The following is an 11,790-nucleotide window of genomic DNA, read 5'->3' as shown; positions in this document are numbered from 1 at the left end:
GCTTGTGAGAAAACATTTATCGATTCCGAGGGATATATCAACACACGTAGTAGATGTTGCAGCGCAAGGCGCAGGTACCAGACGTCATTTTAATTTTTCATCAACCACTTGCCGAATCATCATTGCTGTTGAACAAGACGGCGCTGAGGCTTCCAGACATAATTTTCACGGATAGTACCGGAATGCCTTCTGACTAGCCGCTTTCAAGGGAGGGGAGCATGGATCCGTTCATTGGCCAGATCATGCAGGTGGGGTTTCACTATGCGCCGGTAAATTGGCTGCTCTGCAATGGCACCGTGATGCAGGTTACGCAGAACCAGGCATTGTTCGCGCTGTTGGGGAATGCCTTTGGCGGCAATGGCTCGACCCAGTTTGCACTACCCGATGCACGTGGCCGGGTTCTGATCGGGTCTGGCAACGGCCCCGGCCTCACTCCCCGACAGGATGGACAGTCCGGTGGCGTCGAGCAATATAGCCTCACTCTGGCCCAGTTGCCCCAGCACAACCATAGCGCCAGCTTTGCGCCCAGCAGTGGCGCCAGCTTCACGGGAGCGCTGACTGCGATCAGCGGGCTGGACTTCAATCATCAGGTCTCGGCGCCGGAGTCAGGCGCCTATCTCGGCACGCCATCGGATGCCGATACCACCCCGACGCTCTATGTGCCGGCCGCCAACACCAGTCTGCCGGGCGCGCAGCAGGTCCCGCTGGCAGGCGTGTCTGGCACGGTCGGGGGCATACAGGGTACCGTCACCGTCAACAATGCAGGCGCAAGCCAGCCGATATCGGTACTACAGCCCTTTGTCGCGGTGACGACGATCATCGCCGCCGTGGGGGTCTGGCCCGAGAGGCCGTAAGCGCGGCGATCGACGCAGTTGCGACAGCGGGAGGTGCCTGCCGGCCCCTCCCGAACCGCTCAGGCGAAAAGCGCCTGGTATCGCCGCGTCTGTTTTCTGGGCAGTATCTGCGACAGATGAATGAAGTAAGGGCCACCATGCCCACAGTCGCATTCATAATTGTCGTCGGCCAGCACCACCTGCCACGGCGTTTCGAAGATCAGTTCGAACGGCTCGCGAAAATCAGCCCCGACAATCGGCGGAAGTCGTTGCAGCCGCGCGAGCAGGATTTCCACCGGGCGCGGTGCGGTGTTCAGTCGGACCATCCGCCCCACCCAGGGCTCGAAATCTTCCGGAGTGACCAATCGAACCAGTTGCATCCGCCCTCCTTTCGTTCGTTAGTCTGGAACATCGCGGCAGTGGAGAAAAGCCTCGATTCATCGCCCGGGACCATTATCTTCGGCCCCTGCCGATGACCGCGCCGCTCCCCCCCTTCCCGTCAGCGCTGAATCTGCGCGCAGCGCAGCCGCGGGACGAGCACTTTCTCCTGGAACTCTACGGCACGGTCCGCGCGCCCGATCTCGCGCTGCTCCCATGGACCGCCGCGCAGAAACGGGCGTTTGTCGCCGATCAGTATCGGCTCCAGCAGGATCACTACCGTCACCACTGCCCGACCGCCGATTTCTGGGTGATCGAGCACGAGGCGCACGGCGCCATCGGCCGCCTGTCTCTGGATCGCACCGGCCCAGAATGGCGCCTGATCGAGATCGCGCTGCTGCCGCATGCGCGAGGTGCCGGCACCGGCGGTCGGCTTGTCGCATGGGTGCAACAGGCATCGGTCGCCGCCGCTGCGTCCGCCGTCACGCTGCATGTCGAGCTCCGCAATCGCGCGGCATGGCAATGGTACGTACGGATGGGCTTTCGCGACGCACCCTCGCGCTTCCCCACCCATCGCTTCCTTCGCTGGCCCACCGCTCCCGAACCGCGCAACACCTAGCCCCTGCGCCGGTTGCCGGCACAAAGCCGGCCACCCCCGCGACCGACCGATCGCCATCGGCGCGCCCAGACTGGCCTGCCCACGGCCGCGCGTGCCGTTCGACAAGCCTTGTGCAAGCACGCCGACAGATTGCACGCCCCAGCCGGGAAGGACGACTCCAATGTTAACCGGAGTTTTACTGTAGATTTCGGTACATAGATTTTCACCTTAAAGCTTTACCGCCTCCCTTCACCAAGCATCGTCAGACAAATGCATGATGACCGCCAGCATTGTCGAAAACGCCTCTACAATAGTTCCAAGATAGGAGCCGGACTTTCGAAGTTACGTAGCACTACGTAGCTTTGAGAAAATACCTACGGACTACAAACGATGGCATTAGCAGCACCCACCTCCATCACCCTGATGAATAGCCGTCCCTTCCACACCGCGCTGCTGGCGACATTGGAGACGGACGAAGCGATCGAGATCGATCTTGGCGCAGTGGAAGACGCCGATCTCAGCCTACTCCAGCTGCTTCAGGCGCTGCGCACGGCGGCGGAGGCGGCGGGTCGTGTGGTGCGGCTGCGTTCGCCGGCGCCCGCGCCGGTGGCGGCGCTGCTCGAGCGCGCCGGGTTCCTGGCCGCTCCCAGCCCCCAAGATCTCGATTTCTGGTTTCACGGAGAAGCTGTTCAATGACCGCCTCGATCCTCACCGTCGACGATTCGCCCAGCCTGCGCATGGCGATCAAGATCGCGCTGACCGGTGCCGGCTATGCCGTGACCGAGGCCGGCGACGGCGTCGAAGGGCTCGCCAAGGCCAAGGGCGCGAAGTTCGACCTGATCATCACCGACCTCAACATGCCCAACATGGACGGGCTGACGATGATCCGCGAGCTGCGCAAGGACCCCGCCCAGTGCGGCACGCCGATCCTGTTCCTCACCACCGAGAGCGATGACGCGATGAAGCAGCAGGCCAAGGCCGCCGGCGCCACCGGCTGGCTGGTCAAGCCCTTCGTCCCCGAGCAGCTGCTCAAGGTGTCGCGCAAGGTGCTCGGCCGGTGAGCGGCGGCGATCCGATCGCCGCCTTCCGGGTCGAGGCCGGCGACCTGCTCGACCAGGTCGAGCAGGGCCTGCTCGACCTGACCCACCGGCTCGACGATCGCGACCTGATCGATGCGGTGTTCCGCGGCCTGCACACGCTCAAGGGCTCGGGCGCGATGTTCGGCTTCGACGCGCTGGCCAGCTTCACCCATCACTGCGAGACCGCGTTCGACCGCGTCCGCAAGGGTCTGGCCCCCGCCACCCAGGGCCTGGTCGCGGTGATCCTCTCGGCCAAGGACCATATGCGCGCGCTGGTCGACGGCGACGGCGCGGGGCTCGAGGCGGCCGGTGCCGCGATCCTCGCCGAGCTGCAGCGCGAGGTCGATGCCGCCGCCGGCGCGCCCGCGGCCGCGCCCGCCGCCCCTGCGCGCAAGGGCTGGCGGCTGCGCTTCTACCTGCCGCCCGAGAGCATGGCCAACGGCACCAATCCCTTGATGCTGCTCGACGAGCTGCGGAGCTTGGGCGACTGCACCATCGCCGCGCGCACCGACCGGCTGCCGCCGCTCGCCGACCTGAACCCGGTCGAATGCCATATCGGCTGGGACGTCGAACTGTTCGGCGACGTGTCGCGCGACGATATCGACGACGTGTTCCTGTTCGTGATGGACGACATGGAGCTGGTGATCGAGGAACTCGGCGGCGAAGCGGAAGCGCCCGCCGAGGTCGCGGACGCGCCGGTTGCAGCGACGGCCGCCACGCCCGAGGCCGCCGGCCCGGCCAAGGCCGCGCCCAAGGCGGGCGAGAGCGTCCGCGTGCCCGCCGAACGGCTCGACGAGCTGATGGACCGGGTGGGCGAGCTGGTCATCGTCCACAGCCGGTTGTCGCAGCTCGCCAACGGCCAGGGCGGCGACATGGTGCTGCGCTCGATCTCCGAGGAAATCGAGCGGCTGGTCAGCGAGCTGCGCGACACGATGATGGTGCTGCGCATGGTGCCGGTCGCCACGCTGTTCGGCCGCTTCCGTCGCCTGATCCACGATCTCGCCCGCGAGACCGGCAAGGCGATCGAGCTGGAGACCGAAGGCGAGGCGACCGAAGTCGACAAGACCGTGATCGAGCGGCTCGCCGACCCGATGGTCCATCTGATCCGCAATGCCTGCGACCATGGCCTCGAGCCCGAGGACGAGCGCATCGCCGCGGGCAAGCCCGCCACCGGCCATGTCCGCCTGTCCGCCCACCAGGCCGGCGGCGAGGTGCTGATCACCATCCAGGACGACGGCCGCGGCATCAACCGCGAGCGCGTCCGCGCCAAGGCGGAATCGCAAGGCCTGATCCAGCCGGGCCAGCAGCTGAGCGACAGCGACCTGCTCCAGATGATCTTCCACCCCGGCTTCTCGACCGCGGCGGCGGTGACCAACCTGTCGGGCCGCGGCGTCGGCATGGACGTGGTCAAGCGCACCATCGAGAGCCTGCGCGGCGCGATCGACATCACCTCCACGCCCGGCGAGGGCTCCAAGGTGGTGCTGCGCATCCCGCTCACCCTCGCGATCATCGACGGGCTGCTCGTGCGCGTCGGCGAGGGCCGCTACGTCATCCCGCTCGCCGCCGTCGAGGAATGCCTCGAGCTGAGCCTCGAGGAGGATCTGCGCTCGCGCGGCCGCAGCTTCATCACCCTGCGCGACCGGCTGGTGCCGTTCCTGCGCCTGCGCGAGATGTTCGAGACCGGCACAAGGCCCGATCCGCACCAGAAGATCGTCGTCATCGCCACCGGCGCCGAGCGCGTCGGGCTGGTCGTCGACCAGATCATCGGCAGCCACCAGACCGTGATCAAGTCGATGTCGCCCCTGCACCAGGACGTCGCCGCCTTTGCCGGCGCGACCATCCTCGGCGACGGCGGCGTCGCGCTGATCCTCGACGTCGTCCAGCTCGTGCTGGCCGGCCAGCAGCAGGAGGAGCGGCTGCGTGCCGCCGGTTGAGCCCATGCAGGACACCCACACCCAAAGCGCCGTCCCCGCCGCCGTCCCCTGGGACGCCGCCGGCCATCTCGAGGTCCTCACCTTCGATCTCGGCGAGGAGACCTTCGCGGTCGAGGCCGTGCTGGTCCGCGAGATCCTCGACCTGCTGCCCGAGACCCGCGTGCCGGGCGCCGCACCGCTGGTGCGCAGCGTCGTCAACTTCCGCGGCAAGATCATCCCGATCGCCGATCTGCGCCAGGCCTTCGCCATGGAGCCCGCCGAGGCGACGCTCGACAGCCGCATCGTCGTCATCGAGATCGCGCTCGCCGGCGAGCCGCTCCAGATCGGCATCCGCACCGACAAGGTCCACGAGGTCGCCACCCTCGACCAGGCCGCCAGCGAGGAGCCCCCCGTCGTCGGCATGCGCTGGCGCCGACGCTTCGTGCGCACCCTCGTCCGCCGCACCACCGGCGTCGTCGTCCTCCCCGACCTCCACGCCATCTTCGCCGACCTCATCGGCGACGACACCGTCGCAGCCGCGGCATGACGCCGAACGCCGATCCGCGCCGCCGATGCCCCGCGCCGCGCCTGCGCGCTGAAGCCTCACGACAAACCGGGATTCGCGTCGAAACAGGATGAAGCTTCGCCAAGCAACCTGAACCCTATTTCGCGACACTATGGCTAGAGGACCCGATTTATGAGCATCAATATCTTCGACTGTGCATCGAGCACTACCGTGATCGACGAGATTTCCCGTCTGGAAGGCGCCCTGGAGCGCGGCGATACTTCGGAGCGCGCGGATCTATCGCTTGCCAAGGGGCGTACGCGCGACGTCCTGACGGCGATCAACAGCCTGCTCGACAAAGCGACACAGCCGGTGACCGCGCTGAACGACCGTATCGCCGAGATGCAGGACGCCCACGACAAGGGCGATATCGACGCTATTCTTCCCGTCGACGCATTTCATGGCCAGGTCGCCACCATCGCCAAACGCGTCAACGACCTGGTGGCCAGCCACATCCACGTGAAGAAGCAGGCAATGGCGTGCATCCGCGCCTTTGGCGAGGGCGACTTCGACGCTCCGATGGAACAGCTTCCCGGCAAGAAGGCCTTCATCAACGAGACCATCGAGCGGCTGCGGTCCAACTTCAAGGGCATTCTGGCAGAGATGCGTCAGATGTACTCGGAGCACGAGAAGGGAGATATCGACATCTTCCTTTCGGTCGACAAGTTCCCCGGCGATTTCGCGATCATGGCGCAGGGCGTGAACGAGATGGTCGGCAGCCACATCGCCGTGAAGAAAAAGGCGATGGCCTGCATCAAGGCATTCGGCGAAGGCAATTTCGATGCAACGCTCGAACAATTTCCCGGCAAGAAGGCCTTCATCAACGACACGATCGAAACGCTGCGCACCAATCTGCGCGAAATCACCGAGGAGGTGCAGCGTCTGATCGCCGCCTCGACCGCCGGATATCTCAGCGAACGCGGCAATGAGAAGCGCTTCGTCGGCGATTTCGCCTCGCTCATTTCCGGCATCAACGGCATGCTGGATGCGATCCTCATCCCGATCGCGGAAGGCAACCGTCTGCTCGGCCTCGTCAGTTCGGGCGACCTGCGGGAGCGGTTCGACATGCCGTGCGAAGGCGATCATCGTCGCATGCGCGATGCGATCAACCTGCTGGTCGAAAACCTCCGCATCACTGCCGAACTGGCCAACAAGATCGCCGATGGCAACCTCACGATAACGCACAAGCCGTCGTGCGAAAGCGACATGCTGGGAACGTCGCTGGTGCGCATGATCGATCGCCTGCGGGTCATCATCGCCGATACCCGCACGTCCGCGGAGCAGGTCGCCTCCGGCAGCCAGGAACTGTCGGCCAGCTCCGAGCAGCTTTCGCAAGGCGCGACTGAGCAGGCCGCGGCCACCGAAGAGGTCTCCGCGTCGATGGAGCAGATGGCGGCGAACATCCGCCAGAACACCGACAATGCCGTGCAGACCGAGAAGATGGCGCGCCAGTCGGCACTGGCCGCGGAAAGCAGCGGCGAAGCGGTGGAGCGCGCGGTGGGCGCCATGCGCACGATCGCCGAGAAGATCGGCATCGTCCAGGAAATCGCTCGCCAGACCGATCTCCTCGCGCTGAACGCGGCGGTGGAAGCCGCGCGCGCCGGCGAACATGGCCGTGGCTTCGCGGTCGTGGCATCGGAAGTGCGCAAGCTCGCAGAGCGCAGCCAGGGCGCAGCGACCGAGATCAGCTCGGTCTCCTCCGAAACCGTCAAGGCCGCCGTCGAGGCCGGCGAGATGCTGCGCAAGCTGGTGCCCGACATTCGCCGCACTGCGGAGCTGGTAAGCGAAATCAGTGCCGCCTGCCGCGAGCAGGACATCGGCGCCGTCCAGATCAACAAGGCGATCCAGCAGCTTGATCAGGTCACGCAGCAAAATGCCGGCGCCTCCGAAGAGATTTCGTCCACGTCCGAGGAGCTGGCAGGCCAGGCCGACGAGCTGCAGGCCAGCATCGCCTATTTCCAGTTGCCCAACAGCCCGCGTGAAACGGCCAAGCCGGCGCGGGGACGCGGCGCGGAAGTTTCGCGCGGGCGGACCGTTGCGAAGGCGCCAAGGCCTGCAACGCGGGGCACGACCGTCGCCGAGCAACAGGCCCGGGCGCACGGCTTCGCGCTCGATCTGAACAATGGCGGGCCCGATTCCGACGACGCCGATTTCGGAGTGCAGGCGGCATGAGCGGCGGGGCCGAACCGCAGATCGTCACGTTCGGCCTGGGCGCGGAGGTGTTCGCGGTGCCCGTCTCGCTCGTACGCGAGATCCTGGATTACCGCGAAACCTTCCGCATCCCAAACGGCCCTGCCTATCTGCTGGGCCTGACCGACATGCGCGGCCAGGGCGTGACGACGATCGATCTTCGCCTCCGGCTGGGCCTGGCAGCGATCGAACCGACGCCGGCCACGCGGATCCTGGTGGTGGACGTGCCGGTGGACGGCCGGGTGCTGATGCTGGGCCTCGTGGTCGACCGCGTGCTTGAGGTGTGCAGCGTCGCCACCGACCAGCTGGAACGTGCCCCCGATATCGGCGTACGCTGGTCCTCCGACTATATCGGAGGCGTGTTCCGGCGGGACGACGGCTTTGTCGTTCTTGTCGAAATGGGCCGCATCTTCTCGTCCGAGGATGCGCATATGCTCGACGGCGCGGCGCAGGCGGCTGCATGACCGCGTTGCCGCTCCACGCCGGTTCGGGGCGATAGCCTTGTCTGTCGCCCGGCTGCCGCGCGCCGATACGCTGAGCCCGCGCAACTTCACGCGGCTGGCCCAGTATGTCTACGACACCGTCGGCATCAAGCTCCCCGATGCCAAGAAGACCATGGTGGAGGGCCGGTTGCGCCGCCGGCTGCAGACGCTGGGGATCGACACGCTCGATGCCTATTGCGAGTATCTGTTCACCGGCGATCGGCTTGTCGCCGAAAGCCCGCTGCTGATCAACGCGGTCACCACCAACAAGACCGATTTCTTTCGCGAGCCGGGCCATTTCGATTTCATCATCGAGACCGCCATCCCCGCCCTGCTTGCCCAGGGAACGCGCAGCCTTCGCGTCTGGAGTGCGGCATGCTCGACAGGGGCGGAGCCCTACACGCTGGCGATGGTGCTGGACGACTATGCCCGGCAGCACGGCATGCTCGACTTCGGCATCCTTGCCACCGATGTGGATACGGACGTGCTGGCCACTGCCCGCGCCGGGATCTACCCGGCGGACATGCTGCAACCGGTGCCGCCCGCGATGCGCCGCGCCTATGTGCGCATGCCCAATGATCGCCATCGCCGCGACGTGCGCATCGTGCCTGCCCTGCGCAGCGCGATCGGCTTCGCGCGCCTAAACCTGATGGAAGAAAGCTATCCCGTCGGCGAGCCGATGCACCTGATATTTTGCCGCAACGTGCTGATTTATTTCGACAAGCCCACGCAGCGCCAGGTGGTGCTGCGCCTGCTCGAATGCCTCGCGCCGGGGGGGTATCTGTTCCTTGGTCACTCCGAAAGCATCCACGGCATGGATGTGCCGCTCACCCCGGTGGGGAGCACCGTCTTCCAGCGGAGGCAAGCATGACCGGCAAGATACGCGTATTGATCGTCGACGACTCCGCCAGTGTTCGCCAGACCATGGCATCGATCCTGAGCGAGGATCCGGCAATCGAGGTGATCGGCACCGCCGCCGACCCGTTCAGCGCGGCGCGCCGCATCCAGGAACAGGTGCCCGACGTCATCACGCTGGACGTGGAAATGCCGCGGATGGACGGCATCACCTTCCTGCGCAAGCTGATGGCGCAGTGCCCGGTCCCGGTGGTGATGTGCTCGTCGCTGACCGAGAACGGCTCCGACACGCTGCTCCAGGCGATGGAAGCCGGCGCAGTCGACGTCATTCTGAAGCCGCGCTTCGGCGTCGCGGATCACCTCGCCGAGCATCATCTGCAGATCCGCGACGTCGTGAAGGCGGCAGCCCGCGCCCGGCTGCGCGGCCGACCCGCCGCACGGAGCTTCCACAGCGAACCGCCCCCCAAGAAGCTGACCGCCGACGTGATGCTGCCCCCGCCCGACAACAAGCCGATGAGCCGCACCACCGAGATGGTGGTGTGCCTTGGCGCGTCGACCGGCGGCACCGAGGCGCTGCGCGAGGTACTGGAGGCCTTGCCCGCGAACAGCCCCGGCATTGTCATCGTCCAGCACATGCCCGAGCATTTCACCCGCGCCTTCGCCCAGCGGCTGGACGGCCTGTGTCAGGTCGATGTCCGCGAGGCGGTGGACGGGGACGCAGTGCTGCGCGGCCAGGTGCTGATCGCGCCGGGCGGGAAGCATACGATGCTGGAGCGCCAGGGCGCCCGCTACCAGGTCTCGGTGCGCGACGGCCCGCTGGTCTCGCGTCACCGCCCCTCGGTAGACGTGCTGTTCCGATCGGCCGCGCGGGCCGCCGGATCGAATGCCGTCGGCATCCTGATGACCGGCATGGGGGACGATGGCGCCCGCGGCCTGCTGGAGATGCGCCAGGCCGGCGCGCGCACCTTCGCGCAGGACGAAGCGACCTCGGTGGTGTTCGGCATGCCGAAGGAGGCGATCGCGCGCGGTGCGGCCGAACGCGTGATCCCGCTCGGCAACATCGCCAGCGAATTGCTGGCAGCGACGGTGCGGTGATGCAGCGGAAAGGAGGCGATCTTGTTCCTCGCCGACACGCCTGAGCCCGAACCCGAATCCGAAATCTCGCTGCCGGCGATCGAAGCGGCGATCACGCGCATCGCCGCCGGGCTCGATGCACGCTTCGTGGCTGCGGGTGACGCGCTCGCCCAGGCGCACGGCATCGTCGAGCAACTGGTCCACGACCTCGAAGAAATCACCAACGCGCTGGGACATGGTGCCGCCGAAACCGCGATCGGCAACATGCTGGCCGTCGCGAACCGCCTCGAGCGGCTGCCGGAAGTGCAGGCCTCCCGTCGCGAGGGGCTGGAGAAGATCGCGCAGGGCGCTCAGCCGCTGCGCCACAACATCGCCCAGGTGATGCGGACGCTCGATTTCCTGCGCATCTGCGGGCTGAACATCCGGGTCGCCGCCGCCGGGCAGAACGGCTTCTCCGCCTTTGCCGACACAATGGGCGCGCGGCTGGACGTGGGCGAGCACGAGATCAGCCGGATCGGTACGGAGATCGAGCAGCTGACCGCCAGCATTCCCGCGCTGATCGAGGTCGATCGGCAGCTTGCCGAAGAATGCGCGATGGTGATCCCGCACGTGCCCCGCAAGCTATCGGGCGAGGCGGCAACGCTGCAACGCCGGCAGCTCGAGGATGCCGCGCGCGCCGAGCGCATCGCCGAGGTCGCCCGCGACATCCGTGCGAAGGTGGCGAACGCGATCGGCGCCATGCAGATCGGGGACATTACCCGCCAGCGGCTCGAACATATCGCGGCTGGCCTGCGCGCGGTGATCGACCTGCGCCAGCACGAGGCGGACGCCGATCCCGCCGCGCTGCTGCAGGCGAGCGGCCACATCGTGGCGCTGCTGGCCGCGCAAACCAGCGAGACGATCGCCGATTTTCATCGCGAAGCGCTGCGGCTCGCGGACAGTCTCTCCGGTATCGCCCCGCGCACGGCCGCGCTGCTGGAACTGCGCGCCGAGGGCGAACCGGCGCCGCCGGGCGAGGACAAGGCAGCCTTTCTTGTCGGACTGGAACAGAGCGTGGCGGAGGTCAGCGCGGTCACCACCAAGCTGCGCGACGCCGATCTGCGCGCCCAATCGCTCGGCGCGGCCACATCGGACGGCGCCGAGCGGCTCGCCGCGCGTCTCCGCGTCGTGCACCGGGTCAACCAGGATGTCCATCTGATGGCCTGGAACACGGACCTGCGTTGTTATCGGCTGGGCGACGAGGGCAAGGCGCTCGCGATGGTGGCCGTCGAGATCCGCACCTTCGCCGCCACCCTGGCGCGCATCTCCGACGAGATCCGGCTTTCGGTGGAGGCGCTGGTCGGCGCAGTTGCCGCGCTGCGCGACCCGGATGCCGCGCACGGGGTCGATCCGGCGACGGCGCTGGCCGCCTCGCTTCGCTGCATCCACGATGGCGCCGCGCGGATGCGCGAAGGCATGCAGGGGCTGGACGAACACGCCGCCGCCGTCTCGCATATCCTCCAGACTACGAGCCGCACGATCGATTGCGAAGCCGAGTACGGTGACGAGCTGCGGAAAGCCGAGGCGGGCCTGTCGCTGCTGGCATCGCCCTGCGACGCGCCGGACGAAGCGACGATCGCGATCCTGGCGCCGGTGCTCGGCGACCTCGCGCGCAGCTATACCATGGCCAGCGAGCGCGCCGTCCATCGCCGCTTCGCGATCACCCTGGATGGTGATCCCACCGACGGCACCCCCGCCGATCCGGCGGCGACGGACACGGAGGACGACGAGGACGACGGTCTGTTCTGACGGGGCCATCGAATTTTTTCCGCGACGGTTGACGG

12 protein-coding genes are annotated in these 11,790 nt (G+C 66.8%); 11 read left to right on the top strand and 1 reads right to left on the bottom strand.

Annotation, left to right across the window (positions count from 1 at the left end; genetic code table 11):
- Positions 1–218 precede the first annotated feature (218 nt).
- Complete coding sequence (locus tag OIM94_RS16540; RefSeq protein ID WP_264607772.1) at positions 219–854, top strand: phage tail protein; 636 nt, start codon at positions 219–221, stop codon at positions 852–854.
- 59 nt (positions 855–913) lie between these two features.
- Here the strand turns inward: OIM94_RS16540 and OIM94_RS16535 are convergent, their stop codons facing one another.
- Complete coding sequence (locus OIM94_RS16535) at positions 914–1,213, bottom strand: DUF6916 family protein (RefSeq protein WP_264607771.1); 300 nt, start codon at positions 1,211–1,213, stop codon at positions 914–916.
- Between the two features lie 92 nt (positions 1,214–1,305).
- Between OIM94_RS16535 and OIM94_RS16530 the strand changes: the two genes are divergently transcribed.
- The 10 genes from OIM94_RS16530 to OIM94_RS16485 all read left to right on the top strand — a co-directional run bounded on the left by OIM94_RS16530 (position 1,306) and on the right by OIM94_RS16485 (position 11,755).
- Entirely contained in the window at positions 1,306–1,830 is a 525-nt protein-coding gene (locus OIM94_RS16530; RefSeq protein ID WP_264607770.1) for a GNAT family N-acetyltransferase, read from the top strand.
- A 402-nt stretch (positions 1,831–2,232) separates the two neighbouring features.
- Positions 2,233–2,505, top strand: coding sequence for an STAS domain-containing protein (locus tag OIM94_RS16525; RefSeq protein WP_264607769.1), 273 nt, complete (start codon positions 2,233–2,235; stop codon positions 2,503–2,505).
- The gene (locus tag OIM94_RS16520; protein WP_093296770.1) at positions 2,502–2,870 is read left to right on the top strand and encodes a response regulator; all 369 of its coding nucleotides are present in this window, start codon (positions 2,502–2,504) and stop codon (positions 2,868–2,870) included. The genes OIM94_RS16525 and OIM94_RS16520 overlap by 4 nt, the downstream gene beginning before the upstream one ends.
- Entirely contained in the window at positions 2,867–4,822 is a 1,956-nt protein-coding gene (locus OIM94_RS16515) for a chemotaxis protein CheA (protein WP_264607260.1), read from the top strand. The genes OIM94_RS16520 and OIM94_RS16515 overlap by 4 nt, the downstream gene beginning before the upstream one ends.
- Positions 4,823–4,826: 4 nt before the next feature.
- Positions 4,827–5,348, top strand: a complete 522-nt coding sequence (locus tag OIM94_RS16510) for a chemotaxis protein CheW (protein ID WP_264609912.1) — start codon at positions 4,827–4,829, stop codon at positions 5,346–5,348.
- A gap of 150 nt (positions 5,349–5,498) precedes the next feature.
- Positions 5,499–7,538: a methyl-accepting chemotaxis protein gene (locus OIM94_RS16505; protein ID WP_264607768.1), complete on the top strand. Its 2,040-nt coding sequence runs from the start codon at positions 5,499–5,501 to the stop codon at positions 7,536–7,538.
- Complete coding sequence (locus OIM94_RS16500; RefSeq protein WP_264607767.1) at positions 7,535–8,020, top strand: chemotaxis protein CheW; 486 nt, start codon at positions 7,535–7,537, stop codon at positions 8,018–8,020. Before OIM94_RS16505 ends, OIM94_RS16500 begins: the two co-directional genes overlap by 4 nt.
- 37 nt (positions 8,021–8,057) lie before the next feature.
- A complete protein-coding gene (locus OIM94_RS16495) occupies positions 8,058–8,909 on the top strand; it encodes a CheR family methyltransferase (RefSeq protein WP_264607766.1) in 852 nt (283 codons plus the stop codon).
- Positions 8,906–9,988: a protein-glutamate methylesterase/protein-glutamine glutaminase gene (locus OIM94_RS16490; RefSeq protein ID WP_264607765.1), complete on the top strand. Its 1,083-nt coding sequence runs from the start codon at positions 8,906–8,908 to the stop codon at positions 9,986–9,988. Before OIM94_RS16495 ends, OIM94_RS16490 begins: the two co-directional genes overlap by 4 nt.
- A gap of 21 nt (positions 9,989–10,009) precedes the next feature.
- On the top strand, positions 10,010–11,755 hold the full coding sequence (locus tag OIM94_RS16485; RefSeq protein WP_264607764.1) for a hypothetical protein: 1,746 nt from the start codon (positions 10,010–10,012) through the stop codon (positions 11,753–11,755).
- Positions 11,756–11,790: the final 35 nt, after the last annotated feature.

The sequence above is a fragment of the Sphingomonas sp. R1 genome (assembly GCF_025960285.1).
In the GTDB taxonomy this organism is placed as follows: Bacteria; Pseudomonadota; Alphaproteobacteria; order Sphingomonadales; family Sphingomonadaceae; genus Sphingomonas.
This window is presented reverse-complemented; position numbering and strand designations above follow the sequence as displayed.